We start from the raw sequence: 26968 nt of genomic DNA, 5'->3' as shown, positions 1-26968 counted from the left end.
GATTAAAAACCCATTCCTGCGTTATCCATGGCCTTGTTTGCCTCCGCCGTGTCCACCAGACCCTGCATCATCAGGTTCCGCAATGATTGCTCCATGGTCTGCATGCCAAGGCCTGAACCGGTCTGGATCATCGAGTACATCTGCGCGACCTTGTCTTCACGGATAAGGTTGCGGATTGCAGGTGTGGCAATCATCACTTCATGGGCGGCAATCCGACCCCCAGCGACTTGCTTCACCAGTTTTTGCGATACTACCGCGCGCAGCGATTCTGACAGCATCGAACGCACCATCGGCTTATCGGCCCCTGGGAAGACATCAATAATACGGTCAATGGTTTTTGCAGCACTTGACGTATGCAACGTGCCAAATACCAGATGACCGGTTTCAGCTGCGGTCAGCGCAAGGCTGATGGTCTCTTTATCACGCAGCTCACCGACCAAAATCACGTCCGGATCTTCACGCAGTGCCGAGCGAAGCGCGTTATTGAAAGAGTGGGTATCGCGGTGCACTTCACGTTGGTTGATCAGACAGTTTTTCTGCGCATGAATAAACTCAATCGGATCTTCGATAGTCAGGATATGGCGGTGCTGGCTGTTGTTTATCTGGTCGATCATCGCCGCCAGCGTGGTGGATTTACCGGAACCTGTGGGGCCGGTTACCAGCACCAGCCCTTTCTGGTACTCGGTAAATTGCTTGAATACTGCTGGCGCATTGATGGCTTCCAGTGTCGGAATATTGGAAGGAATACTACGGAACACTGCCGCACAGCCACGGGACTGGTGAAAGGCATTGACACGGAAGCGGCCCACGGCTGCCAGCTCAAAAGAAAAGTCGACTTCGAGGTTTTGTTCAAACTCCCGTTGCTGGGCTTCGTTCATGATATCAAAAACAAGACGGTGCACGGCATTGTGGTCCAGTGGCGGCAAGCTCAGCTTGCGGACATCACCATCTACGCGGACCATTGGAGGAACGCCAGCTGAAAGATGTAGATCTGATGCGTTATGCTTTACACTAAAGTCCAGTAATTCAGTTATATCCATTAACCCGTTTCCTCGCAGAATGAATCATGTGTAGTATCAGACAAAACCTAAAGCAGGTCACCAGCCAAATAGACAGTGCCGCACAAAAATGCGGGAGAAACGCCTCCAGCGTGCAACTGCTGGCTGTCAGTAAGACCAAACCCTTTCAGGCTATCGCAGAGGCGGTGGACGCCGGACAGATCCGCTTCGGTGAAAACTACGTACAGGAAGGGGTAGAGAAAATCACCTACTTCCGTGACATTCACCCTCACCTTGAGTGGCATTTTATCGGCCCTATCCAGTCCAATAAAACCCGCCTGATAGCGGAACATTTTGACTGGGTACACTCCATTGACCGCAGTAAGGTCGCCCATCGCTTAAGCGAACAGCGTCCAGCAGACTTACCACCGCTACAGGTGCTTATCCAGGTCAACACCAGTGGCGAAGCGTCGAAATCCGGCATTGGATTTGATGATGTTAAAGCCCTGGCTGAGGAAATTGATGCGCTGCCAAACCTGACCCTGCGCGGGTTAATGTGCATTCCCCAACCGGAAGACGATCACCAGAAGCAGCTTGATGCTTTTGCACCGCTGGCTGCGCTGTTTGAAGCAATGAAAGCCAGCCGCCCTGACTTTGATACCCTGTCGATGGGCATGAGTGGTGATATGGATGCCGCGATAGCTTCCGGTAGTACTATGGTGCGTATTGGCACCGCCATTTTTGGTGCGCGTGACTATAGCAAGCACCAGTAAAACACGATACAGCGGCGTTGACACCGCCTCACCAAAGGAACAGAGATTGATGGAACACCGTACAATCGCCTTTATCGGTGCCGGGAATATGGCCCGTTCAATCATTGCCGGGCTGGTTCAATCCGGTTATCCGGCAGAAAACATTACCGCCGTTAACCGTACAGCGGAGAAAAGTGCTGCCTTCCGTGATACTTTTGGCGTTCATGCCAACGAAGATGCGGTTGCCAGCGCAAAACAGGCTGACGTGGTGGTCCTTGGGGTTAAACCACAAGGGATGGAAGAGCTGCTGGCTTCGATGCAAGACGTTGACTGGTCAGAAAAACTGGTTATTTCCATTGCGGCAGGCATTTCAATCGCCCGCCTGTGTGAAATGGCTGGCGCGCCGCTGAAACTGGTTCGCGTGATGCCAAACACCCCGTCACTGGTAGGGGAAGGAATGAGCGGCCTGTATGCACCTGATTCAGTCTCTGACGCAGACCGCTCTTTCTCTGGCAATCTGCTCAGCGCCGTAGGCAAAGTGTGCTGGGTCGGAGATGAATCCGGCATCAATGGCGTGATTGCTGCCGCAGGCAGTGCCCCAGCTTACTTCTTCCTGTTTATGGAAGCGATGCAAAAAGAAGCCGAGCGTCAGGGCTTTGATAAACAGACTGCGAGAGCGCTTGTGCAGCAGGCAGCGCTCGGCGCAGCAAAAATGGTGGTTGCCAACCCGGATACGGAACTGGCAACCTTAAGGGAACAAGTTACGTCCAAAGGCGGCACTACCGCCGAGGCACTGAACGTATTCAATAACAACCGACTCACGGAAACGGTCTCTGAAGCCATGCAGGCTGCAGTGCGCCGCGCCGAAGAGATGGAATCGCTATTTTAGGGCTACTTTATGAACTCGATGACTTTTCTCGTTTCAACCCTGTTCGACCTTTACATCATGGTGGTGTTGCTCCGGGTCTGGTTGCAATGGGCACGTGCAGACTTCTATAACCCATTCAGCCAGTTTGTGGTCAAAGCCACCCAACCGGTGGTTGCACCACTGCGCCGTCTTATTCCATCCATTGGCAGTCTGGATTTAGCAACGGTGCTGTTCGCGTACCTGCTGTGTGTGGCGAAGTTTTTCACCCTACAACTGGTTGGCTCAGGCACCCTGGTGTTTGATTCCAGCTACTTACTGATTGGTCTGGTGGCGGTGATTAAAGCTGCCGGTGGCCTGCTGTTCTGGGTGCTGATCCTGCGCGCTATCCTGAGCTGGGTCAGCCAGGGGCGCAGTCCTATCGAATATGTGATGATTCAGCTAACTGAGCCGCTGGTGGCGCCAATCCGCCGTGTTATCCCACCACTGGGTGGACTGGATCTCAGCATCCTGTTCCTGTTTATTGCGCTGCAGTTCCTGAATTTCTTTATCGGCGACCTGCTGAGCCCATTCTTCGGCAACCTGTGGTTTGTGCTGTAAGTTATGAGCGCGCCACACCCTGCCTGGCTGGAAAACGATGACCTGATCTTAAGGCTCTACATCCAGCCCAAGGCAAGCCGGGATCAATGGATGGGGCAACATGGCGAGGAGATCAAGCTCGCCATCACTGCCCCACCGGTTGATGGTAAAGCCAACGCCCACCTTACCAAATTCCTGTCGAAACAGTTCAAAGTGGCCAAAAGCCAGATTGAGATTGAAAAAGGTGAGCTTGGCAGGCACAAGCAGGTGCGAATTCACCGTCCGGTGCTTTGCCCGGATGCCATCAGTGATCTGATCCCTGCCTTTTAGATATACTGCAAAGTGCGCCCTGCTGGGTTTACCCCGTGCCGGGCGCACAGGTTTCACCAGACAAGGACACTTGAGTCATGAAACGTTTCTTCTTGCCCCTTATCAGCGCCCTGATGCTACTCTCACCTTTGACACAGGCCGGACAGTCCAGAGACATCGGCACGCTGGAAGTCCACTACTCTGCGTTTAACTCGACCTTTATCACCCCGCAGGTTGCCAAGGCCTACGACCTGACACGCAGCGGCGTGAACGCCATCATTAACATCGCGGTGCTCGATAACGCCCAGGCCGGCAAACCTGCCCTGACCGCCACGCTCACCGGTGAAGCACGAAACCTGCTCGGTACCCGAAAGCCGCTGGTTTTTCGCGAGGTGCGGGAAGGTGACGCGATTTACTACCTGGCAGAACTTCGGTTTGCCAACGAGGAAAATTACACCTTCACTATAGATATCAGCGCGGAAGGAAACCGCAGCGGAAAACTGACCTTTAACCAGGTGTTTTACGCTGACTGAATACAGGGATTTCAGGTATCATGGCGCCCGATTGCGGCGCCTTTTTTATTGGAACAACGCATTCGCAGCCGTATTAATTTCAGGAGAAAACGATGAGCAAAGTGGTTCTGGCGACAGGTAACGCCGGCAAAGTGAAAGAAATGGCTGATCTACTGCAGAATTTCGGCCTGGAGGTTTTCGCACAAAGCGAATTCTCGGTAAAAGACGCCGAAGAAACCGGCACCACTTTTATCGAAAATGCCATCATCAAAGCGCGCCATGCGGCCAAGGAAACCGGCCTGCCTGCCATTGCTGATGATTCCGGTCTGGAAGTGGATTACCTCAACGGTGCGCCGGGCGTTTACAGCGCACGTTTTGCCGGAGAAGGCAAAGGCGATCAGGCGAACCTGGAAAAACTGCTGGAATGCATGGCAGATGCACCGGATGACAAACGCACGGCCCGCTTCCATTGCGTACTGGTTTACATGCGTCACGCCAATGACCCAACACCACTGGTTTGCCACGGCACGTTTGAAGGCTCCATTGCCCGCGAGCCATCCGGCTCACACGGCTTTGGCTACGATCCGGTGTTCTTCGTTGAAGAGTACGGCTGCACCCTGGCAAACATCGAGCCTGCGGTGAAAAAACAAATCTCACACCGTGGCCAGGCGCTGAAAAAGCTGTTTGCCGCCATGCGCGAAGAGAAGAAGTAAATCCCGATGGCGGTTCACATTCCCCTGAGTCTTTATGTCCACATCCCCTGGTGTGTACAAAAGTGCCCGTATTGCGATTTCAACTCCCATGCCCTGAAAGGCGAGGTGCCGGAGCGGGATTATATTGATGCCCTGCTCGATGACCTGAGAAAAGACCTCAACCGTTTCCATGGGGTCAGTGGACGCGCGTTGTCTTCCATTTTCATCGGTGGCGGCACGCCAAGTCTGGTGTCACCAGAGGAAATCGCCCGTTTGCTTCAGGGCATTGAGGCACAAATTCCGTTTGCAGATGACATTGAAATCACCATGGAAGCCAACCCGGGCACGGTGGAAGCAGACAAGTTCGTCGCTTACCGTAAGGCGGGGGTGAACCGCATATCCATCGGCGTACAGAGCTTTGATAACCAGAAGCTCGCCCGCCTTGGCCGTATCCATGGCGCAGACGAAGCCATCCGTGCTGCCAGACTGGCGCATGAAGCCGGTCTGAACAGCTTTAACCTCGATTTGATGCATGGCCTGCCTGACCAGACACTGGAAGGGGCGCTGGACGATCTCAAGCAGGCGATTGCGCTTAATCCGCCGCATCTTTCGTGGTACCAGCTCACCATCGAACCCAATACCCAGTATTACTCCAAGCCGCCAACACTGCCGGACGATGATGACCTTTGGGACATCTTTGAACAGGGCCACGCACTGCTGACAGAGGCCGGTTACGTGCAGTATGAAACCTCAGGTTACAGCAAACCGGAATTCCAGTGCCGTCATAACCTCAACTACTGGCGTTTTGGTGATTACCTTGGTATTGGTTGTGGAGCACACGGAAAGATCACCCTGGAAGACAATACCGTAAAACGCACTGTAAAAGTGAAACACCCTCGCGGATATCTCGACCCGGATAACGCGTACCTCAGCGAAATCATTACCGTGGAAGCCAGTGAGCTGCCATTCGAGTTTTTCATGAACCGGCTCCGTCTGGTTGAACCCTGCCCGAAAGCGGATTATCCGGCGAGGACAGGGTTGTCCCTGGATACTGTGGAAGCCCCTCTTCGCCGTGCGATCAAAGAAGGCCTACTGACTGAAACGGAAACACATTGGCAAGTCACGGAAAAAGGCCGCCTGTTCCTGAACGATCTTCTCGCCAACTTCATCGGCGAGCAGTGACGGTTCCCGATTGAATTAGGGATAAAAAAACAGCGCGGACACCATCCGCGCTGTTTTTTATTGCAGGCTTTCTATTAACGTACGGTGACGATTTTCCAACCGTTCAGTGCCGGGATCAGTGCTGCTATTTCAGCTTCCTGCGCCTGCCATTTATCCAGCCGCGAACACAACTCCCTGCGTACACCTGACGTCCGGTCGCGCTGCACTTTCACTTCATCTGCCAGTTTGTTTTGCAGCGTCGCCATTTTATTGGAAATAAATTCCATGCGGTTGTTCTGTCCCGCACTCAGCGCCGCGATATCCATCAGCCCCCGGCTTGAAACCGTAGCAATTAACTGTGGCAGGCTCGCTTCCAGCTCACGCACAGCATTGGTCAAAACCCGGTGCTTAAGCTGGGGAGAGAAATTTTCAGAATAAAAAGAGGCAGTCACGCTGCGCTGGAGATGCTGGTAAAACTGACCAAATTCACCGCGCAGGCTGCTGCGGTCGCCCAGCTCTTCCGCCAACACGCTGTCCAGCGCCTGCCAGGACGTTTGTAACTCGTCAGACAACGATTTGCTGAAATACGGCAAATCAGACCGCACCGTTTTGCTGTATGCCGTCAGCGAGGCTTTCTGCGCCTCATTCAGGTTAACCCGGTGCACATCCACAAATAGATTACCATCAGGCTCTATCCGAAACCTGTTGTTGTTCTGCTCGATGAAAATACTGTTGGATTTAATTTCGATATCGCCATGCAGCTCCGGACGACAACTTTCCGCCGCCGCCAAAAAAGGCAACACCGCCATTAAAACGCAGGATAACCGCAGCATGTTGGTCAGACTCACTATTCCCATAAACCTTCTCCGCATCTTGTGCTTAGACAGGGTGACGGCTGTTTGGGTCACACCTGCCCGAGCATCGGGATCGCTTTACGATCCTAAAAGATTGAACGGCCGATGCGCTCTGCCAGCAGTTCTAACGCTGCTGTACCAGCCAGTGAGTTACCTGAGGGATCCAGCTCCGGTGACCAGACGGCAATCGACATTTCGCCCGGTACTATCGCTATGATCCCGCCACCGACACCGGATTTACCCGGCATGCCAACCCGGTAGGCAAACTCACCTGCACCATCGTACAAACCACAGGTCGCAAGAAGCGCGTTAACCTGCTTACACTGAGTCTGGCTGACAATTGTTTTTTCTGCGCCTAAAGGAAGTCCCTTGTTGGCCAGATAGTTAAAGGTCTTTGCCAAATCCACACAGCTCATCCGCAGCGCACAGTAGTGGAAATAGTTGGCCAGCACCGGCATCACTTCGTTCTCGAAGTTACCGAACGCCCGCATCAGGTATGCGATAGCGGCATTGCGATCGCTGTGATCCATTTCTGACGCCGCCACCACTTTGTCATAGCAAATGTGTTCATTACCGGACAGGCGACGGACAAATTCCAGCATCCGCTGGCGCGGTGCCGAAAGGCGGCTGTGGAGCATGTCGCACACCACCAGCGCACCGGCATTGATAAACGGGTTACGCGGGATCCCGTGTTCCATTTCAAGCTGGATCATCGAATTGAATGCCTGGCCGGAAGGCTCTTTTCCAACACGCCGCCAGATCTCTTCTGGCTGGTAATTTTGCAGGGCCAGCGTCAGGCTAAGTACCTTGGAGATAGACTGGATAGAGAAGGCTTCTTCAGCATCACCGGCTTTGATGATTTCACCGTCGTTGTAACACACTGCAATACCGAGTTTCGATGCTGGCACTTTTTTCAGGGCCGGAATGTAATCGGCCACTTTGCCTTGTCCGATCAGCGGGCGAACTTCTTCCAGAATATTGCTTAAAAGCGCTGGGGTAGGTTTCATTGCTATCTCCAGTGGTCAAAAAAGCCAACACAAGGTTGGCTTTAAACGTTCAGGCTCAGCGCTACATGACAGAATGTAAACGCTGGGAAAAAATGACATTATGACTAATCGATACGAACGTATTTCATGTCCCAGACACCATGGCCGAGACGGTGACCACGGGCTTCGAATTTGGTCAGAGGACGCTCTTCTGGGCGCGGAATGTAAGGGCCATCTACCGCCGTATTTTTGTAACCCGGCGCCGCATCCATCACTTCAACCATATGCTCAGCATAGTTTTCCCAATCCGTTGCCATGTGGAAGATGCCACCGATTTTCAGCTTGCTGCGCAGCATTTGAGCAAAACCCGGCTGAACGATACGGCGTTTGTGGTGACGCTTCTTGTGCCAAGGATCAGGAAAGAACAGCTGTACTGTCTCCAGGCTCTCCTCCGGCAGCATCTGCTCAAACACTTCCACCGCGTCATGGCACATCACACGCAGGTTAGTCACACCAGCATCACGCGCCGCCATCAGACATGCACCGACGCCCGGGCTGTGCACCTCAATGCCGATGAAGTTTTTCTCTGGGGCATTTTTTGCCATCTCAACCAAAGAGGCACCCATACCAAAACCGATTTCCAGCACCACCGGATTGTCATTACCGAAGACCTCTGCCCAGTCCAGCTTCTTCGCGTCGAAGTCGATACCCATGGTTGGCCAGCAATCGTTTATTGCCTGTTCCTGCCCTTTGGTCAAGCGTCCTTCACGACGTACAAAGCTTCTGATTTTACGAAGAACTTTACCGTCTTCAGTCAATTCGGTTTTGATGACTTCTACCATGGTGTTATGCCTGCAACTCAGTAATGAAGAAAAGTTAAGCGGATCGCGCATTATCCAAAGATCGGGCCCCGGTGCAAGCCTTGTGCACAGGGTGAACAAATCTTTCCGTTATTCATGGTCTTTTTTGACCGTCTACCGTAGTAGACTGGTCGCCAATCCCATAAAGATAACAAAGAGCAAGCAAAGTGAGTCAGTCTTTTTCCGATGCCATTTTGACCTGGTATGACAAATACGGCCGTAAAACCCTGCCGTGGCAGCAAGAAAAAACGCCGTACAAAGTGTGGCTGTCTGAAATTATGTTGCAGCAGACACAGGTGGCAACCGTTATTCCTTACTTCGAACGCTTTATGACACGCTTTCCTACTGTGGTCGATCTCGCCCATGCGGAGCTTGATGAAGTGCTCCACCTCTGGACAGGACTGGGTTATTACGCCCGAGCCCGTAACCTGCATAAAGCCGCGCAGAAAATTGCGACCGACTTTAATGGTGAATTCCCCACCACCATTGAAGATGTCATAGCGCTGCCAGGCGTGGGACGCTCAACCGCCGGCGCGGTACTTTCACTCTCACTCGGCCAACACCACCCTATCCTTGATGGCAACGTGAAACGCACCCTGTCCCGCCACTTTGCGGTAGAGGGCTGGCCGGGGAAAAAACCAGTGGAAAAACGCCTTTGGGAACTGGCCGAAGAAAACACGCCCGCCGAGGGCGTGCATCGCTACAACCAAGCGATGATGGACATGGGAGCAATGATCTGTACCCGCAGCAAACCTAAATGCGATCTCTGTCCGGTCAACCACAGCTGTGAAGCCAATGCCATGGGTCGCCAGAGCGATTTTCCGGGCAAAAAGCCAAAGAAGACCCTGCCGGAAAAAGAAACTTGCTTTGTCCTGTTCCAATACCGGGATCAAATCTGGCTGGAGCAACGGCCACCGGCAGGATTATGGGGTGGCTTGTGGTGCCTGCCGGAAACATCTGAGCAAACCGCAGCCAGTTTTGTTGCCAGTAAACTGGCTGCCAGCAGCTTTGAAAAGCCAGAACATCTGACCGCGTTTCGCCACACCTTCAGCCACTTTCACCTTGATATCGTGCCGATTCGCATCAAACTGCACCATAAACCCAATAACATTGGGGATAACGGGATCATGGAAGGCAACCGTGGGCTTTGGTATAACTTAAACCAACCGGCGAAAGTCGGGCTGGCAGCACCGGTACAAAAGCTGCTGGAAAGCCTGACCCGAGAACTCAATAACTAGGAGCTTAATAATGAGCCGCACTGTATTTTGCCAGCGTCTGAAAAAAGAAGCAGAAGGTCTGGATTTTCAACTGTACCCGGGTGAGCTGGGTAAACGCATTTTCGACAACATTTCCAAAGAAGCCTGGGCGCAATGGCAAGGTAAACAAACCATGTTGATCAATGAGAAGAAACTCAACATGATGGAACCAGAACACCGCAAGCTGCTGGAAGACGAAATGGTGAAATACCTGTTTGAAGGTCATGACACTGTGATCGAGGGCTACATGCCACCTTCTGAATAAGGCTTTCTGCACATAACGTGCACTTATCATTTTGTAAATAAAGGCATCCTGATTACGCTACTCAGGATGCTTTTTTGTTTTTAACGGAATCTATCGCCTTGCGCTGCTTACTCACCATTTTACTTCTGACAATCATCACATCTGGCTGTAGCCGTGAAATGGTTGAATCGACCTTCGGTGTCAACTACGAAACCACCAACCGCTTTGCGAAAAATCTCGCGCCGCTTCCCGGCCAGTTTGAAAAAGACCATGCCGCACTCGATCATCTCATCAACAGTTTCACCGGCGATATCGAGGCCCGGTGGGGTAAGGATGAAATCTATGTCTCGGGAAAAAGTGATTATGTAAAGTACACAGACAATTACAAAAGCCGTGCACGTGTCGATTTCGCCAATGGTCTGGTCACCATTGAAACTGTCGCCACCACAGAACCTAAACAACACCTCAAACAAGCCATTGTCACAACCCTGCTGACACCGAACGATCCTGCCTCAGTAGATCTTTACTCCGCCGCAGAGGTAACACTGTCAGGCGCGCCTTTCCTACAAGGACAAATTCTCGATCATGACGGCAAGGAAATCGCGTGGGAATGGCGTGCCAACCGTTACGCTGACTATCTGATTGCCCACAAAATGAAAACAAAATCACTAAAGTTCCAGAAAGTCTTCTATGTCGAAATCCCCATGGTGCGCGATCACTCCAGCAAACGCCGTTATCAATATGCCAATATTATCCGTGAGGCATCCAAACGCTACGGGATACCGGAAGATCTGATCTACGCCATTATCAAGACAGAAAGCAGCTTCAATCCTTATGCTGTCAGCTGGGCCAACGCATACGGTTTGATGCAGGTAGTACCGAGAACAGCAGGGCGTGATGTGTTTAAACTGGTGAAAAAACGCCCCGGTGAACCCTCGCCCGAATACCTTTTCGATCCGGCCCGTAATATCGATGCAGGCACCGCCTACTTCTATATACTGAAAACCCGCTATCTCAAAGACGTGCGTGATCCGCTGTCAAAACACTACAGTATGATCTCTGCCTACAATGGCGGGACAGGCAATGTGCTGAAAACGTTTCACCGTTCTGACCGTAAACGGGCGATGAATGATTTAAACCGGTTAAATCCCAACCAGGTGTACTGGGCACTGACCAATAAGCACCCCTCTTCAGAGTCAAGACGCTACTTGCAGAAGGTCACTAAGTTCCAAAAAGAATTCCGGACCATGCAATAAAAACGTGGGAAATACCGGAAAAGCTGAGGTTTTTTAAATCAAATAGATGAAAAAGACACCAAACGGACTTATTTGACGTTTTTTTTAAAAAAAGGTGTTGACGGTAAGGCTCAAAATCCGTTTAATGGCGCTCGTTGCCTCGATAGCTCAGTCGGTAGAGCAGGGGATTGAAAATCCCCGTGTCGGTGGTTCGATTCCGCCTCGAGGCACCATATTTCAGCAATCGATAATTTGGTTGCAAGGAAATGTGGCTCAGTAAGAAGCAACGTTTCCACAGTTTGTGTGCCGGCTTAGCTCAGTTGGTAGAGCAACTGACTTGTAATCAGTAGGTCACCAGTTCGACTCCGGTAGCCGGCACCATTTTTTAATATAGAGTCTTGCGCTTATAAAATTGCCTCGATAGCTCAGTCGGTAGAGCAGGGGATTGAAAATCCCCGTGTCGGTGGTTCGATTCCGCCTCGAGGCACCATTACACTTCCCCCTTAGTTCAGTCGGTAGAACGGCGGACTGTTAATCCGTATGTCGCTGGTTCAAGTCCAGCAGGGGGAGCCACTTAAGAAAACCTGCTATCGCTAGCAGGTTTTTTTCGTTTGGTGTTTAGAAAAAAGAAAGCTATATGTTGTATTCCATGCCAGCGGCGAGACGGAAAGTGCCGCGGGCGGTACGCCCTTCATCCTGATAGGTAAAATTTTCACAAAGTTCTGTCACCAGCGCGATCCCTCTGCCACACCGGGCCACAGCATCTTCTAAAGTGCTATCGGCGTCCTCAAAATAAAAACCTTCGCCGTTGTGTGAGACATAGAATGTTAGCTCCCGTTTGTCGGGATTAAAGGAAATACCCACTTCCATAAAAGCAAATTCGTCCAGCGCGTCCAGCCTCGCCTGCCTTTTGAGGTAATAATCAAGGAAACCGTCGCTGTCCACCTTAAGATTGGACGCCAGTTTCAACAGCCCATGCTCAAGAGCATTATTGGCGAGTTCGGACATAATGGTACACATCAAATCCAAATCGATATTGCTACCAAGGGTGCCTTTGAGCATGCGCCTGATCTCCCCCACCAGGTTTACTTTTCTCAACTCTTTCGCACCGAAGTACACGGTCAGTTGGGCGGGTGAACGGCGCGCATAATATTCTGGTTCACCAGGCTGATGTTCTACGCGGCTGCGGATAGGCGCGGTCATTTCAAGCATAGACATATCGTCACCAACACCACCTCCTTGAGTGAAATGGGTCACATGATCACGGGTTGCTTTTATCATGCTGGAAAAGTGATCGCCAAACATGGCCTCCAACCCTTCTTCACCAAGTTCCCTGCCATTGGCATCACGTGCTTCAATCACGCCGTCAGTAAAAAAGAACAGTTTGTCCCCTTCAACCATTTTCAACGCGACTACATTGGCTTCAAACTCGTCTGAATTCATCGCACCCAGTGCCATGTGCGCTGATGGCAGGCGTGTTTTTATCTCACCGTTTTTATCCAGCAGATACCCATCGGGCATTCCTCCCCCCCACCAATTCACATCCAGACCGCTGGCAGACACTTCAAACAAGTTTGCGGCCACCAGCATGCCGGGCGGAAGAAATCTCTTCAGCGTCTCGTTCATCTCTTTCACGATATCACCGAGAGCGAAACCGTTTTTAGTCATAGCAAAAAACGCTTTGGTGGCAGGAATGGTCGAAATAGCGGCGGGAAGACCATGGCCAGTAGCATCAGCCAGCATGGCATAAATTCCCCCCTGTGGTCTGGGAGTGACGAGGATGACATCACCGTTAAAGTTGGTAAAAGAGCTGGTATAAAATTCAACCCCTTCTGCTTCCTGATAACACGCTTGCATCAGGTTACTGAAAATGGTTTCGGCCATCGTATGTTCATACAATGTATGTGCCTGAAAATGCTTAAGCTTGTCGCGCTGGATCGCAACTTCATTGTATAAACGGATGCTGCGACAGTGTGCGCGAACCTTAGCAACAATGGTGGTACGGCTGACTGGTTTGGTGAGAAAATCATCCCCCAGCGTCATACAGCGATTAAACGCATCGTTGTCGACGATACCGGTCAAAAATACGATCGGTAAATAGTGGGCTTTGTAGCGCATCCGTATTTGCTTGGCCGCCTCAAATCCATCCATCACCGGCATCAACACATCCATGATGATCAAACTGGGAAGCTCATCGAGTGACGCCAGTATATCCAGCGCCATTTGACCATTATCTGCAATTAACAGCTCATCAAATTCATCCTTAAGCACATGCTCAAGGAAGCATTGCAGCGAGACTTCATCTTCAACGATTAACGCTTTCACCCGCTACCTCCATCAACCGGCTTATTCGATCACAAACTTCTTCTCAAAACGGGCAATAACCAAAACACGTTTGATTTGTGGCATGGTGTTGATCAGGCGGATGTCCCTTTCTTTTTTGTTCAGGAAACTTTGCATATTCAGCAACATCCCTAGCCCGGCACTGTCTATATATTCAGCGCCCCGAAAGTCGACGACTATCTCTTTACCGTGACAGTCCTGATATGCATCACGAAATTCTTGCACAACGCTGAAGTCAAACTGCCCATTTACATGGATTACCACTTCCTTACCGTCACTTTTTTCTTCACGACTGATGGCCATAGTGTCTCCTAAAACAGTTCTATGTCGCCCTCATCTGCGGACATTTGTTTTGCTGGGGCTCGCTCCGCTGAGCCAGCCATTTTTTCAATATCGTCCACGGCTTTGTGCAGTGCGACCCAGTCCACATTGCCAGAATCCAGACTCGCCATGATAAGCGCGTTCAAATCTTCCAGAATATGGAGGTTATTTAACACATGCTGGCCCTGCTGGGACACAATGTCTGCAAACTGCAGGCCTTGAATACTCTTGGACACTTCCGCCCGTACCGCTTCCCCTTGTTCGGTCATCTTGCCGATTTCCAAGGCCACTTGACGATTCACTTCCTGAACCCCTTTTAACAGGGATTCGATTCGGGTTTTAGACTCAATCGAGGACGTCATGTCCAATGTGGCTATCTCACCCACAATGGCATTGGTTTGTTTGACGGTATCCTGCGCCAGATTGATGTCTCGGTGGATTTGGCTATTGAGCGTTGATGCCCGGTTGGCAAGATCCCGTACTTCTGAGGCCACAACACCAAAACCACGCCCCTGCTCACCAGCCCTTGCTGCCTCTATTGCCGCATTCAATGCCAATAGGTTGGTTTGATCTGACATCGCCTGAACCTGGTCGAGCAAGCCAAACACTGCTTCAAGCTTTTCTGACATGTCATGGATGCAATGGATGGCCGTGATAGACTTTTCTGATACCTTAACCAATAGATCAATATATTTATCAATCGCTTGCTCTGTTTCAGGCAGTACTTTAGTGAGGTTAAATTCACTCTCTTCATTATTGAGAAGTTCGGTCACCATGTGCTTGGCAAGCGCTGACTGCTCGCTGACCGCGCGCTCCATACCAAAAAAGCTGGCATTGAGGTTTTGTACAGATTTGTTAATCACTTCCTGTTGGCGGTCAAGCTGTTCACGAATTGGAATGAGTTCAATGTTGAGGATGCTGTGGATCTTGTGCAGAATCGCCGTAGATTCATAAGACACGGTCGTATCATCCTGAAGATCCCCCAGCTCGCCCGCACCATCTTGCGATGAGCCAGAACTGCCACTGCCCTGCTTTACCAACATCAAAATAGTCATAATGACAATGGTTGATGCCGCAACATTTGTCAGGCTTTGTTCAACCAATAATGGGAACCCGCCTGCTGCTATGCCCAGCAGCGCGATAATGATGCTTCTATTTTTTCTAGCCATACACTTTACCTACGAGGTAAGTCGCAATTTTTTCTAATGGCAACACGTGTTGTGCTGCTTCTATTTCTATCGCTGCCCTTGGCATCCCCCATACCACAGAACTGTTTTCATCCTGTGCTACGGTCACGGCACCGGCCTGCCGCATTTCCAACATACCTTCAGCTCCATCCCGGCCCATACCCGTCAAGAGAACAGATAACGCCTTACTACCTGCGGCATCCGCAATCGAGGAAAACATGACATCCACGGAAGGTTTGTGTCGCTGTACCGGTTCAGCGTCATTTTTTACGCAATAATAGCGCCCGCTATGCTTAACCACTTGCATATGATGATCGCCCGGAGCCACGTAAACACGCCCCGTGACTAAAGGTGCTTTGTCGGTTGATAGTTCTTCAACGTGTAAGTTGGAAGCTCTGTTTAGCCTTTCTGCAAAGGATTTGCTAAACACGGCTTTGATGTGCTGGGTAATTACGATAGGTGGCATCACGCCTGGCAGGGCTTCCAGCACATGACGGATAGCTTCAGTGCCGCCGGTTGATGCACCAATAGCGATGATATCGAAGTCAGACCGCAACTGTCGGCCAGAAACACTGACTTCACCAGAGGAGTAACGCGCCGCACCAGTGATATTTGCCGTTGCAGCCATCTGGACTTTTTCAATCACCAACTGGCGGTATTGACCCATTTCTGCCACCACGTTCTCCGTGGGTTTGGGGAAGTAATCAATCGCACCAATATCCAGCGCTGCCAGCGTGGCATCGGCACCGTGCTGGGTCAATGTCGATATCATCACCACAGGCATAGGGTGTAAGCGCATCAAATTACGCAAAAACTGGACACCATTCATCTTAGGCATTTCGATATCCAACGTGAGCACGTCAGGTTTCAGTTTTTTAATTTTTTCCCTCGCGTCATAGGGGTCAACAGCAACACCCACGACCTCGAGTCTAGAATCTGAATCGATAATTTCACTGAGCAATGCTCTAAAAACGGCAGAGTCATCAACAATCAGTACTTTATGTACCCGTTTTCCCATTAGAAAAGCTCCGCGCTGTTGCTATTATTCTGTTCCGCCTCGTGTATCAGGCGTCGTTTGTAGCTGTTTTCTTCGGCTTCTACCTCACCACGATACCCACGCAATTTTTTTACCCAGGCTTTTCCCGTTATCGGGTCAAACACCACTTTTCGTGGATATTCACTGCCAAGATCTTCGCTGACTAAATGCAATCCTTCGTTTTTGATGTAGTTTTTAATGAATTCAATGTTCTTTTGGCCAATGTTGGCTTGTTTACCCATGCCCATTACCATGCCACCGCCAAATAACTTCACTTGCAGGCGACTTTTAACCGCCCCTTGCTGGATCAAGGTGTTGATCAAAATCTCCATGGCATAGTTGCCATACCGGGCAGCCTTCGAGCGCCATTGGGTCGGATCCCAGTTATCGATATCGTCTGAGTCTCCCAACGGCAGCATAAAGTGGTTCATTCCACCCAACTCGATGAACGGATCCCACACGCAAGCAGAAATACAGGATCCCAGCCCTGTCGCAATCAGCTCTCGTTCTGAAGTCACATAGACTTCACCGGGCTGGATTTTGACCATCATCATTTGCTTACCAGGATGGAAGAAGCGTTTCGCACCCGCTCCAACCGGACATCCCGTAAGCTCTAGGATCTTATGCATACCAAGCTCTGTTCGCAGTAATCAGGACGGGGAAATCAATACCTCAGGGTTTACGGAACATCGTTTGTCCCAGATTCTCAAACCTGCTTCCCATTTGCCCGATACTCTCTGAGTGACCGATAAAAAGAATGCCGCCGCTCCCAAGCTTTTCCCAGAAACGGTGAATGAGCTGCTGCTGTATATCTTTTTCAAAATAAATCATGACATTGCGACAAAATATGGCATCAAGCGGACCCTTGTGTGGCCAATGGCCCATCAGGTTTAATTGCTTGAAAGTGATTGCCTGTTGCAGCAAGGATTTGGCTTTCAGCAATTCCTGTTTTTTGCCTTTCCCCCGGATGAACCCGTGTTTGAGCTCCTGAGTCGGGATCGCCTTGGCAGCCTCAATGCCGTAAGTGCCATTTCGGGCAACATCCAGCACCTGGGTATCAAGGTCAGTAGCCAAGATCTTGCAGTCATAACTGGCAGAGAGCATGCCACCTGCAGCGAGTGTCGAGGCGATGGTATATGGTTCCTCACCAGTTGAGCAGCCTGCTGACCAGATACGAATGCGGTGCCTATGTTGCTGTTGCCACGCAGGTATCAGGGTATTTGCCATATAATCAAAATGGTGCTTTTCACGAAAGAACTGGGTTTTATTCGTGGTCAACGCATTGATAAATGCCACTCGCTCATCCAGTTCTTTTTCCACCCTGGCAAAGTAATCTTTGAAGTTTCTCAACCCGGTACGGCGAAGCCGACGCGCCAACCTGCCATACACCATGGCGTTTTTACGCTCAGAGAGAGAAATTCCCGTCTCCCTGAGCATAAACTCCTGAATGAACCTGAAGTCCTTGTCAGTGAACTCAAACTCGCGCTGCTCTTCAATTTGGCTTAGCGCCTGAATTGCGCTCACCGTTAGAACTCCTCCCAGTCATCTTCATCGGTCATTGGCGATGGACCATTGGCGACTTTTTTGATTGGCTTGGCAGGACTATTGGTTTTGGTTGTGGGCACTGTTCCTGAAAAACTCTTTATTGGCTCTTTACCCTCGCCAAGATTAGCTTTGCTGCTGTCGACCTGGAAAAAGCTGATCAGATTCAGCAGTTCACTGCCTTCATCACGCAGTGACTGGCTCGCGGCAGAGGCTTCTTCCACCAGCGCAGCATTCTGCTGGGTCATCTCATCCATCTTGACCACCGCTTTCGAAATTTCATCAATACCGGTTGCCTGCTCCTGACTTGCCGCATTGATCTTGCCAATCAGGGTGCTCACTTCTCCGACTGCATCAACAATTTCGTTGAGCATGGCACCGGATTCATCTACCAGTCTTGAGCCTTCCGAGACTTTCTCGACACTGTCTTTAATCAGATCTTTGATTTCTTTCGCTGCCCCCGCACTTCGCTGTGCCAGGTTACGCACTTCGCCGGCAACCACGGCAAAACCGCGACCTTGCTCCCCTGCCCGCGCTGCCTCAACGGCCGCATTCAACGCTAACAAGTTGGTTTGGAAAGCAATTTCATCAATAACACTGATGATGTCAGAGATGCGCTTGCTTGCTTTGTTGATTTCCCCCATGGCTTCCACTGTCTGCTTGACCACTTCTCCACCTTTGTGGGCTTTGGAACTGGCATCTTGCGACAGACGGTTGGCGGCATTGGCGCTCTCTGCATTCTGTTTCACGGTCGAGGTCATCTCTTCCATACTGGCAGCCGTTTGCTCCAGGCTCGCAGCCTGTTCTTCAGTGCGCTCACTGAGATCCGAATTCCCTTCAGCAATTTCACCGGATGCAGAAGCCACACGGGCTGATGAGGCAGTGATCTTCTCTACCATGTCACGCAGGTTGGTGATCGAGGTATTAACGGCATTACTCAACTGGGCGAAATCCCCCTTATAGTCATCAGGCATGTTGATCTTGAGATTACCGGCCGACACTTTAGACATCACATCCTTACAGTTGTTAAGGGGCTCAACCATGCTGTCGAGCAGGCCATTGATGCCATCACTGAGGTTAGCCATGAAACCGGTGTACTTGGCAGTATCCATCCGTGTGTCCAGCCTGCCTTCAGAAGCCGCGGTGATCAGGCTCTGAACATCACGTTGGCCCGCCATTTGTTCAGTAATGTCTTCCCACTGGAGTGCCGGGCCAATGTAGTTACCCGCCGAGTCATACATCGCGATACAGGTAAGGGAGAATTCAAGATCACCCACCTTGATTTCAGCGGTATAAGGCAGTCGATCAGGATTGCTGATAATGTTGCGTTGGTGCGAAGGGTTTTTATGAAAAATATCAATATTCTTGCCCACCAGGCCGTCAGCCTGGAAACCCGGCAAGAAGCTGCGAAGATCGTTTTCACGGTTACGCAGCAAATTCTTTAGCGCCGGGTTGTAATAGGTAATGTTTCCGTCTTTGTCCGCCATCATGATGTTGGTGGTCATCCCTTCTACAGCGGAAACCAGACGCCCAACTTCAACCTCTCGATCGCGAATCGCGGTCACATCCCGCCATTCCAGGCTGTTGCCAATATAGTTACCGCTGGCATCAATGATGGCCGCAACATTCAGTTCAATGGTGATCCCCGCAACTTGAATGTCCGTTTTGTAGGGCAGGTTGTTGGGATCAGACAACAGTTTGCGCTGATGCGCCGGGTTCTTGTGAAACTCATCAATACAGCGTCCCATCAACCAGTCTTTAGTGGCCGTAAATCCCGGCCAAATCTGTCTGAACGATGCCTGATGGATCCCAAACAGTTCCACCGTTTGTTCATTGACATAGGTGATAGCTAAGTCCCGGTCAATCAGCACCATTGCCGTCAGAGACTGGTCAATCGCAGCTTGCAACCGAGCACGCTCGTTGTTTGCTTTCAGCTCTTCTGTGATGTCATCCCACTCAAGAGTATTCCCGATGTATTCACCGTTTTCATCCGAGACCGCGCCCACTACCAGCTTTAAGGTGACATCTTCAACCTGGATGTTGGTTTCATAAGGAAGGTTGGCAGGATTCGACAACAGCTGGCGCTGGTGTGCTGGGTTCTTGTGGAACATATCAATACAGGTGCCTTCAATCCACGCCTTTTCAGCACGGAAATTGGGCCATTTGGAACGGAACAAGGTTTCATGTGTCTGCAACAGCTCAACGGATTTATTGTTGACGTAGAACACTTTGAAGTCCCGATCGACCATCATCAAAGCGGTTTGCGCCGTATCCAGAGCGGAAACAATATGCGCTTTCAATCCTTGATCTTTTTGTGTGTTTTCAGTGACAACTGCTGTTTCTTTTTTCCACCACGACATAATTGCTAACCCTCGCTCACGAGATCTGGCTGCGTTACTTCCTGCAACTCTTCAAAATCAAACAGGTTTTCTAACCGGATAAGTACCACATGCTTGCCATCCACTGACGCGATCCCTTCGATATAACGCTCGTCGATCTTCACAAAACCGGGGGCTGGTTTAATGTGGTTTGCTGAAAGCTGGTACACCTCAGCAACGGCATCCACAATGATCCCCAGTAACTGCCCTTTGGCGTTCCTGACAATCACCACCACCGTGGTTTTACTCAGTACCGATGGATCCATGTTGAACCGTTGCCGGAGATCCACGATAGGGATGTATTCACCGCGAAGTTCAAGCACACCCAACAGATAACTTTCGCTGTTGGGCAACCTGCGCACTTCTGACCACCCGCGCACTTCTTTAACGTCAAGGATATTCAATCCATATTCCTCGTCGTCGATAAGAAAGCTGAGGTATTCCATGACTTCATCAGACATAACGCCTCCTCAATGCACCAGACTGTCAATGTCGAGTAAGGCATCAACATTCAATAAGCTCATCACCTGCGTATCAACATTCAGTAGCCCACTAACAAAAGGCATCACCACAGAGTCTCCGATCGGTGGCATCAGGCCGTTATTTCCCATATCGATAACATCTGATACCGCATCGACCACAATGCCCATCATACGGTTGCCCGTCTCTGCCCCTGATTTGAGGATCAACACCACTGTGGTCGGCAGATATTCGACGTTGCCAATGTTGAAACGGACACGGAGATCCATAATAGGCACGATCATCCCGCGAAGGTTAATAACCCCCAGAATGAATGCCGGCGCGCGTGGGATCAGGGTAGGCTGCTCCCACACGCGGATTTCCTCAACCGTCTGGATATCAACACCATACAGCTCATGGGCCAGGTCAAAACTCAGGAAATCAGACCCCTTGAGCCTGTCTTCACTGCCAATCAACGTGTCCGAGCTTTCTGCAACAGCCAGAGCTTGTTCACCCATGTAGCCTCCTATGCTGCTATGTGCGTGTTGCCGTCGCCAACACGACTGAGAAAACCGGCCATCAATCCCTGCACGTCCAGAATGAGCGAAACAGATCCATCACCCAGAATCGTCGCCCCTGAGATGCCGTTAACCCGGGTGTAGTTGGACTCCAAGCTCTTAATCACCACTTGTTGCTGGCCTAATAATTCATCCAGCAGCAACCCAATCCGGTTTCCCCCCGCTTCCACCAGACACAACAATTGCTTGTCGAGCGCACCCGAACCGCCGAGACCGAACTCTTCCTTAAGCCTGAGGATAGGAATGTTTTCGTCCCGTAGCCGATAAAGCTCTACGCCACCGGTGGCGACTTTTACGCGTTCTGATTCAATCTGGATCGATTCGATGATAGAGATAAGTGGCACCACAAACACTTGGTCAGCCAGTTTCACCAACTGTCCGTCGAGAATGGCCAGAGTCAGTGGCAGGCTGATACGGAATACACTGCCTTTATCCGGCTTGGAGTTCACTTCAATGTGACCACCGAGATCTTCTATGTTGCGTTTGACGACATCCATGCCCACACCACGCCCAGAAACATCGGACACCACCTCTGCGGTTGAGAAGCCCGGCGCAAAGATCAGGTTGTAGATCTGATGATCGGAAAGATCGTCCAATGCGATATCAGCGTGAATAAGCCCTTTTTCCAGCGCTTTTTTCCAAACCCGTTCTTTGTTGAGCCCTGCGCCGTCATCACGCACTTCAATCACTATCGAACCGCCCTGATGATAGGCAAAAAGATCCACCCGCCCCGTTTCTGACTTACCCTTGTCGCGGCGCACTTGCGGCAACTCTAAGCCATGGTCTACCGCGTTTCGTACCAGATGAACCAAAGGGTCGGTAATCCTTTCCAACACGGTTTTATCCAACTCTGTCTGCTCACCTTCAATCACCAGTTCAACACTTTTTCCTAACTGGGAAGAGAGATCGCGGATCAGACGGGGGAAACGGTTGAAGGCAAAACTGATGGGTAGCATGCGAATATTCAGCACGCTTTCCTGCAATTCTTTGGTGTTTTGGAGAAGCTGATCAAGGCCCGCCTGTAAACGTTCCAGCTTGTTTTCAGAGAAGTTCTGGCTAAGTTCAGTCAACATGGATTGGGTGATCACCAACTCGCCAACCAGGTTGATAAGATTGTCTACTTTGTCAATTTCCACCCGGATAGACGAAACCGCATCCACTTTCGCTGTCGGTGCTTTAGCTTTTGTGGCACTAGGCGGAGCTGACACGGCAGGAGTATTTGCCGAAGCGTCTTTCGATGGAGAGGTATCCTGTATCGGTTGTGATTCAGTCTCTAAAGATTCTGTGTCTGAAAGACCAGTGGACATTTGCTGAGAGATGTCGAGCTCACACTCATCTTCGACCCATTCGAAGATCTCTTCAATCTGTTCACGCCCAACAATGCCATCCACCATGATCTTCCAGCTGAGATAACACATCTCTGGCTCAATTTCATGAAAGGCGGGAAGTGTATCCTGAATACATTCGATGACACAGTCTGCGCCAAGATCGAACATTTCCCGGAGAATCCGTACCGGATCATTGCCTGAGAAAAACATGTCTTTATGCGGAACAAACTGCACGACCCAGCCACCGGCATTCGCATAGGCTGGCTCTGCCGGGGTGTCTTCACCTGCTGGGGGAGATGCGACACCAGAACTGGCTGGCAAACTGTCATTAAGCAAGATATTGAGCTGTTCGGTTAATGCATCCCTGGGCGCATGATCGAAATCGGACTCGGTCTCATAAGCCACTAACATGCTGTTGATGCAATCGCCCCCTTTTAGGAGCAAATCTATGGTGCTGGCATCAAGGCGACGTTTTCCTTCTCTGGCTTCATCAAGCAATGTCTCCATGACATGTGTAAACTGGCTGATTTCATTGAGATTAAAAGTAGCCCCCCCTCCCTTTATAGAGTGGGCAGCCCGGAAAATCGTATTGATGATGTCAAGGTCAACGTCAGCATCCGGGTCCAGGGCAAGCAGCTCACGCTCCAGAATTTCAAGGTTCTCACGACACTCCTCGTAGAAAATCCGACGCAGTTGGTCCATATCCAAAGCCATAACGGTCTCCCAGATGGAACACTAAATAACGCGTTGCAAGGTTTTCAACAGGGTGTCGGGATTGAACGGCTTAACAATCCAGCCGGTCGCACCGGCGGATTTCCCCATGCTTTTTTTCTCCGCTGATGTTTCAGTGGTCAACATCAGAATCGGCGTAAATTTGTATTGCGGCACGGCTCGAACCTGGCGGACGAACTCCAGACCATCCATGTTCGGCATATTGACGTCTGAGATAATGACATCATACTGACCGGATTTGGCCTTTTTCAGCGCCTCAGCACCATCGTTAGCCGTTTCAACCTGATAGCCCGCTTCTTTGAGCGTATGGCTTACCATTTGACGAATAGATACCGAATCGTCCGCAGCTAGAATTTTTCGCATACTGTCACCCTGATTGAACTACCTAAGAACTACGTGAAAAAACTCACTCAGCAAAATCAGTCAAGCCAAGCAGCTCGACCATCCCTAATGTCTTTGCGGCTCCTACCAGTTCGCTGGACGCCCCTTCCCATGTCCAATCAATGGACTGGCTGAGACACTGCTTTTTGGCGGCAAGTAGAAGCTGTAATCCCGGCGCATCAACACGTGATACATCGCTACCATCGATCAGCAAGCGGTTGGACTGCTTTAACTCAGCTTGCAGGCGACCTTTCAGGTCCATCACCTGTGTAATGTCTAATTGCTCCCCCAATGAGAATCCCATCGCAGAATTCCTTCTTTTGACGATTGACTTGCGTCGAAAAGCTTCCGTACCACTAAGTGTAGCAACAATGAGAGAAATGAAAGTTTTTTAACCAATTGGTTTTAAAGTGAGACGTTGTGATAAAAACACTGACGATGCCAACCACAGCATCAATCTAAGTTTTGGAATGAAATACGCTTTATAAGCAGAACGACGAACTAGAAAGTACGGTTACACCTGTCGCAATACGGTAAATAGGTTTCAATAAGAAACCTATGTGCACAAATTCAAACCGTTATAGGTAAAAAAGCAGCAGTCATGCACTTGGGATGATAAATTATTTTGACAAGCACCCAGCTCTGCTATTTAATGACGCCCGTTGCCTCGATAGCTCAGTTGGTAGAGCAGGGGATTGAAAATCCCCGTGTCGGTGGTTCGATTCCGCCTCGAGGCACCATATTTCAGTAATCGATGATTCGGTTACAAGGAAATGTGGCTCAGTAAGAAGCAACGTTTCCACGGTTTGTGTGCCGGCTTAGCTCAGTTGGTAGAGCAACTGACTTGTAATCAGTAGGTCACCAGTTCGACTCCGGTAGCCGGCACCATCTAAAAACAAAAAAGCCTCGTCAATTTGACGAGGCTTTTTTGTTTTTGGCGTTCGCTACTGCGAAGAAAAAAGGGTTGAGCGTTTGCCCAACCCTGATTCTTCATACTGCCTAGGGGCTGTTGACCTTTGGTGGTCAACAGCCCCTAGTTAAACAGCGATTGCAGCCAGCCTACCGGGTCTGGCTTGTCACAGCGCTTGCGCCAGTAACCATCCGGGTCCCACATCGGCAATTTACTGTCACTGAAGCAGTCTGTCACAAACTGTCCGTCCCTGACCTGATACGGCACGCTGGCAAGTTCAGACGGCCAGTTCAGTACCAGAGGTTCAGGCTGCCTTGCCTTGATATAATCCGCATACAGGCGCAATGCGCCGGATGAGCCGGTCAGTTTGGTGGATTTGTTATCATCACGCCCCAGCCACACCGTCACTACCTCACGGCCATCAATACCGACATACCAGCTGTCGCGGTTGTTGTCTGTAGTACCGGTTTTCCCCGCAAGCCCTGCCCAGCCAAATGACGGATTAAGATACCGGCCGGTGCCGCTTCTCACGACTTCTTTCATCGCATACATCGTCAGCCAGCTGGCCTGCTCGGAAACCGCCTGGCTCGATTTCGGCCAGTTCCGGTAAAGCACTTGCCCATCCTGAGTAACAACGGCACGGAGCGCAGTCAACTTGGCTTTCTTGCCGCCGCTGCCGATGGTCTGGAACATTTGTGTCACTTCCATCGGTGTTAAGGTAAATGCCCCCAGCAACAACGAAGGAACGCGGGTGATTTGATCAGGATCGACACCCAGCTTTTCATAGGTTTCTATCACTTTGCCAAGGCCCAAAGACAGACCAAGGTTCACTGTCGGGATGTTGTAGGAGTTCGCCAATGCTTTCAGCAGTGGCACCTGACCGCGGAATTGACGATCATAGTTCCGGGGCTTCCATTCACTTCCCCGATCGCCCTTGAGTACAATCGGTTTATCCTCTAGCGGTGACGCCAGATTGTATCTGTCCGGCTGCGAAAGTGCCGCCAGATAGACGGCAGGTTTGGAGAGCGAACCAATCTGTCGGCTCGCATTCAGTGCCCGGTTAAAACCGGCATACCCCGGACGGCTGCCGCCCACCATGGCGCGGATTTCCCCACTCAGGCGATCGGCAATCACGACCGCCGCCTCCAGATCCTTGCCCGCCACTTTCTTCAGTTCATTCACCTTGTTAACCACCGTCTTATCAATGAGGGACTGCGACAGCGGATCCAAAGTACTGAATACACGAAGGCCACTTTCCGGATTGAACTGACTGCCAACCCGTTCACGGATTTCACGGGTCAGTTGTTCAAAGTAGGCAGGCTGGCGGCTGCTAAGACTGGGTGACGTCTGAACGCCCAGCTTACGTGCTGCCGCTTCCGCATATTGCCTAGAAGTGATGAAGCCATTTTCCATCATCATTCGCAGGATGAGGTCTCGCCGCTCCAGTGCGCGCTCAGGATAGCGCCAGGGGTTGTAATATGACGGTCCTTTCACAATGCCCACTAGCATCGCCAGCTGATCGATACTCAGCTCTTCAATCGGGCGGCCAAAATAGAGCCTCGCCCCCAGCGGGAAGCCGTGCACGGCCTGACCACGCGCCTGACCGAGATACACTTCATTCAGGTAGGCTTCCAGAATACGGTCTTTGCTGTAACGGTAATCCAATAATAGGGCGATGTAAGCTTCCTGCACTTTTCGCCACAGGGTGCGGTCACGGGTCAGGAACAGGTTCTTCGCCAGTTGCTGGGTGAGAGTTGAGCCCCCCTGTACTGTACGGCCCGCTTTCAGGTTCACGACCAGTGCCCGGGCAATAGCCAGTGGTGATACACCGTCGTGATGATAGAAATCCCGGTCTTCTGTGATCAGCAAAGTATCAACAAGAAACTCAGGGAAGCGCTCACGCGGCAGGAAAATACGCTGCTCATCGGTATTGGACTCCATCATGCCAAGAAGCTTAGGTTCAATGCGCAGATACCCCAGTTGTTTACCGCTATCGAGCTGCTTAAGGCTCTGAACCCCGTCATCGCTGAACGACACCATGACATGCTGGGCCGCCTCCGGGCCATCTTCAAATTCAAACGGGCGGCGGATGATTTCCACCCGGGTCTTGGATGTCGAATACTCGCCGGGGCGTTTCGGATTGCGTACCCGCTTGTAGTTCAGTAGCTCAAGTTCACGCTTGAGGGTATCAATGCTGACGGCCTCGCCCGGCGCCAGATGGAGAATGCGGCCGTAGACCACAGCAGGCAACTGCCAGATCTGGCCATCAAAGCGCTCACGAATTTTGCCATCGAGATAAATACCCCAGATAGCCATGGCGGCAACAAAGACCAGCGTGCATTTCAGGCCAAGGGAGAGCAGCGTTTTACCCCAGTTTTTTTTTGTCGGGGCCGCTGTCTTGTTGTTACTGCGCGGGCTGGCTTTACGCCGCGTGCGCGGTTTAGTGTTTTTAGTTTCTTTTGTCATGAAG

The 26968-nt window shown here is 50.9% G+C and carries 27 protein-coding genes and 6 tRNA genes; 16 read left to right on the top strand and 17 right to left on the bottom strand.

Annotation, left to right across the window (positions count from 1 at the left end):
* Nucleotides 1-2 precede the first annotated feature (2 nt).
* On the bottom strand, nt 3-1040 hold the full coding sequence (locus tag AC6IB1_RS04380) for a PilT/PilU family type 4a pilus ATPase (RefSeq protein ID WP_497567967.1): 1038 nt from the start codon (nt 1038-1040) through the stop codon (nt 3-5).
* Nucleotides 1041-1066: 26 nt separating this feature from the next.
* Here AC6IB1_RS04380 and AC6IB1_RS04375 point away from each other — a divergent pair, with 26 nt between their 5' ends.
* From AC6IB1_RS04375 to hemW, 7 genes are all read left to right on the top strand, one after another.
* Nucleotides 1067-1771, top strand: a complete 705-nt coding sequence (locus AC6IB1_RS04375; protein ID WP_497567966.1) for a YggS family pyridoxal phosphate-dependent enzyme — start codon at nt 1067-1069, stop codon at nt 1769-1771.
* Between the two features lie 49 nt (nt 1772-1820).
* Nucleotides 1821-2639: a pyrroline-5-carboxylate reductase gene (gene proC, locus AC6IB1_RS04370; RefSeq protein WP_497567965.1), complete on the top strand. Its 819-nt coding sequence runs from the start codon at nt 1821-1823 to the stop codon at nt 2637-2639.
* A gap of 9 nt (nt 2640-2648) precedes the next feature.
* A complete protein-coding gene (locus tag AC6IB1_RS04365) occupies nt 2649-3215 on the top strand; it encodes a YggT family protein (protein ID WP_497567964.1) in 567 nt (188 codons plus the stop codon).
* 3 nt (nt 3216-3218) lie between these two features.
* A complete protein-coding gene (yggU, locus tag AC6IB1_RS04360) occupies nt 3219-3524 on the top strand; it encodes a DUF167 family protein YggU (RefSeq protein WP_497567963.1) in 306 nt (101 codons plus the stop codon).
* A gap of 77 nt (nt 3525-3601) precedes the next feature.
* Nucleotides 3602-4036: a DUF4426 domain-containing protein gene (locus AC6IB1_RS04355; RefSeq protein WP_497567962.1), complete on the top strand. Its 435-nt coding sequence runs from the start codon at nt 3602-3604 to the stop codon at nt 4034-4036.
* Nucleotides 4037-4128: 92 nt separating this feature from the next.
* Nucleotides 4129-4728, top strand: coding sequence for an XTP/dITP diphosphatase (locus tag AC6IB1_RS04350; protein WP_497567961.1), 600 nt, complete (start codon nt 4129-4131; stop codon nt 4726-4728).
* 6 nt (nt 4729-4734) lie between these two features.
* On the top strand, nt 4735-5889 hold the full coding sequence (gene hemW, locus AC6IB1_RS04345; protein WP_497567960.1) for a radical SAM family heme chaperone HemW: 1155 nt from the start codon (nt 4735-4737) through the stop codon (nt 5887-5889).
* A 74-nt stretch (nt 5890-5963) separates the two neighbouring features.
* Here hemW and AC6IB1_RS04340 read toward each other — a convergent pair whose 3' ends face one another.
* The 3 genes from AC6IB1_RS04340 to trmB all read right to left on the bottom strand — a co-directional run bounded on the left by AC6IB1_RS04340 (nt 5964) and on the right by trmB (nt 8550).
* Complete coding sequence (locus tag AC6IB1_RS04340) at nt 5964-6725, bottom strand: DUF2884 family protein (protein WP_497567959.1); 762 nt, start codon at nt 6723-6725, stop codon at nt 5964-5966.
* 83 nt (nt 6726-6808) lie between these two features.
* Nucleotides 6809-7729, bottom strand: a complete 921-nt coding sequence (gene glsB / locus AC6IB1_RS04335; RefSeq protein WP_497567958.1) for a glutaminase B — start codon at nt 7727-7729, stop codon at nt 6809-6811.
* 104 nt (nt 7730-7833) lie between these two features.
* Nucleotides 7834-8550, bottom strand: a complete 717-nt coding sequence (gene trmB, locus AC6IB1_RS04330) for a tRNA (guanosine(46)-N7)-methyltransferase TrmB (protein ID WP_005502009.1) — start codon at nt 8548-8550, stop codon at nt 7834-7836.
* Between the two features lie 185 nt (nt 8551-8735).
* Here trmB and mutY point away from each other — a divergent pair, with 185 nt between their 5' ends.
* From mutY to AC6IB1_RS04295, 7 genes are all read left to right on the top strand, one after another.
* Nucleotides 8736-9806, top strand: coding sequence for an A/G-specific adenine glycosylase (gene mutY, locus AC6IB1_RS04325; RefSeq protein ID WP_497567957.1), 1071 nt, complete (start codon nt 8736-8738; stop codon nt 9804-9806).
* A gap of 10 nt (nt 9807-9816) precedes the next feature.
* Complete coding sequence (locus AC6IB1_RS04320; protein ID WP_005502015.1) at nt 9817-10089, top strand: oxidative damage protection protein; 273 nt, start codon at nt 9817-9819, stop codon at nt 10087-10089.
* Between the two features lie 158 nt (nt 10090-10247).
* A complete protein-coding gene (gene mltC / locus AC6IB1_RS04315) occupies nt 10248-11324 on the top strand; it encodes a membrane-bound lytic murein transglycosylase MltC (RefSeq protein ID WP_497569081.1) in 1077 nt (358 codons plus the stop codon).
* Nucleotides 11325-11460: 136 nt separating this feature from the next.
* Nucleotides 11461-11536: transfer RNA gene (locus tag AC6IB1_RS04310), tRNA-Phe, on the top strand.
* A 72-nt stretch (nt 11537-11608) separates the two neighbouring features.
* Nucleotides 11609-11684: transfer RNA gene (locus AC6IB1_RS04305), tRNA-Thr, on the top strand.
* A gap of 33 nt (nt 11685-11717) precedes the next feature.
* Nucleotides 11718-11793, top strand: a tRNA-Phe gene (locus AC6IB1_RS04300).
* A gap of 7 nt (nt 11794-11800) precedes the next feature.
* A tRNA-Asn gene (locus AC6IB1_RS04295) sits at nt 11801-11876 on the top strand.
* Nucleotides 11877-11936: 60 nt separating this feature from the next.
* Here AC6IB1_RS04295 and AC6IB1_RS04290 read toward each other — a convergent pair.
* Genes AC6IB1_RS04290 through AC6IB1_RS04235 form a run of 12 tightly spaced genes read right to left on the bottom strand, consistent with a single transcriptional unit; the run spans nt 11937 to nt 23916 of the window.
* Nucleotides 11937-13628 carry a PP2C family protein-serine/threonine phosphatase gene (locus AC6IB1_RS04290; RefSeq protein ID WP_497567956.1) on the bottom strand — a complete coding sequence of 564 codons (1692 nt, stop codon included), beginning with the start codon at nt 13626-13628 and terminating at the stop codon, nt 11937-11939.
* Between the two features lie 21 nt (nt 13629-13649).
* Entirely contained in the window at nt 13650-13949 is a 300-nt protein-coding gene (locus AC6IB1_RS04285) for an STAS domain-containing protein (protein WP_497567955.1), read from the bottom strand.
* An 8-nt stretch (nt 13950-13957) separates the two neighbouring features.
* Nucleotides 13958-15136: a methyl-accepting chemotaxis protein gene (locus AC6IB1_RS04280; RefSeq protein WP_497567954.1), complete on the bottom strand. Its 1179-nt coding sequence runs from the start codon at nt 15134-15136 to the stop codon at nt 13958-13960.
* Nucleotides 15129-16172: a protein-glutamate methylesterase/protein-glutamine glutaminase gene (locus tag AC6IB1_RS04275; protein WP_497567953.1), complete on the bottom strand. Its 1044-nt coding sequence runs from the start codon at nt 16170-16172 to the stop codon at nt 15129-15131. The genes AC6IB1_RS04280 and AC6IB1_RS04275 overlap by 8 nt, the downstream gene beginning before the upstream one ends.
* The gene (locus tag AC6IB1_RS04270; RefSeq protein ID WP_497567952.1) at nt 16172-16819 is read right to left on the bottom strand and encodes a chemotaxis protein CheD; all 648 of its coding nucleotides are present in this window, start codon (nt 16817-16819) and stop codon (nt 16172-16174) included. Before AC6IB1_RS04270 ends, AC6IB1_RS04275 begins: the two co-directional genes overlap by 1 nt.
* A 43-nt stretch (nt 16820-16862) precedes the next feature.
* Complete coding sequence (locus AC6IB1_RS04265) at nt 16863-17714, bottom strand: CheR family methyltransferase (RefSeq protein ID WP_497567951.1); 852 nt, start codon at nt 17712-17714, stop codon at nt 16863-16865.
* Between the two features lie 2 nt (nt 17715-17716).
* A complete protein-coding gene (gene aer2, locus AC6IB1_RS04260; protein WP_497567950.1) occupies nt 17717-20092 on the bottom strand; it encodes an aerotaxis transducer Aer2 in 2376 nt (791 codons plus the stop codon).
* A 5-nt stretch (nt 20093-20097) separates the two neighbouring features.
* A complete protein-coding gene (locus tag AC6IB1_RS04255; protein WP_005502037.1) occupies nt 20098-20571 on the bottom strand; it encodes a chemotaxis protein CheW in 474 nt (157 codons plus the stop codon).
* A gap of 9 nt (nt 20572-20580) precedes the next feature.
* A complete protein-coding gene (locus tag AC6IB1_RS04250) occupies nt 20581-21087 on the bottom strand; it encodes a chemotaxis protein CheW (RefSeq protein ID WP_005502039.1) in 507 nt (168 codons plus the stop codon).
* A gap of 8 nt (nt 21088-21095) precedes the next feature.
* A complete protein-coding gene (locus tag AC6IB1_RS04245) occupies nt 21096-23189 on the bottom strand; it encodes a chemotaxis protein CheA (protein WP_497567949.1) in 2094 nt (697 codons plus the stop codon).
* Nucleotides 23190-23210: 21 nt separating this feature from the next.
* On the bottom strand, nt 23211-23570 hold the full coding sequence (locus tag AC6IB1_RS04240; RefSeq protein ID WP_040528169.1) for a response regulator: 360 nt from the start codon (nt 23568-23570) through the stop codon (nt 23211-23213).
* A 43-nt stretch (nt 23571-23613) separates the two neighbouring features.
* A complete protein-coding gene (locus AC6IB1_RS04235; RefSeq protein WP_325064434.1) occupies nt 23614-23916 on the bottom strand; it encodes an STAS domain-containing protein in 303 nt (100 codons plus the stop codon).
* A 336-nt stretch (nt 23917-24252) separates the two neighbouring features.
* Between AC6IB1_RS04235 and AC6IB1_RS04230 the strand changes: the two genes are divergently transcribed.
* Together AC6IB1_RS04230 and AC6IB1_RS04225 are read left to right on the top strand one after the other, a co-directional pair.
* Nucleotides 24253-24328: transfer RNA gene (locus AC6IB1_RS04230), tRNA-Phe, on the top strand.
* A 72-nt stretch (nt 24329-24400) separates the two neighbouring features.
* Nucleotides 24401-24476 (top strand) — tRNA-Thr (locus tag AC6IB1_RS04225).
* A gap of 145 nt (nt 24477-24621) precedes the next feature.
* Here the strand turns inward: AC6IB1_RS04225 and mrcB are convergent.
* Nucleotides 24622-26964, bottom strand: a complete 2343-nt coding sequence (mrcB, locus tag AC6IB1_RS04220; protein WP_497567948.1) for a penicillin-binding protein 1B — start codon at nt 26962-26964, stop codon at nt 24622-24624.
* Nucleotides 26965-26968 lie beyond the last annotated feature (4 nt).

This window comes from Grimontia sp. THUN1695 (genome assembly GCF_059704325.2).
Note: the sequence above shows the minus strand (reverse complement) of the source record. Positions and strands in the feature narration are given on the sequence as shown.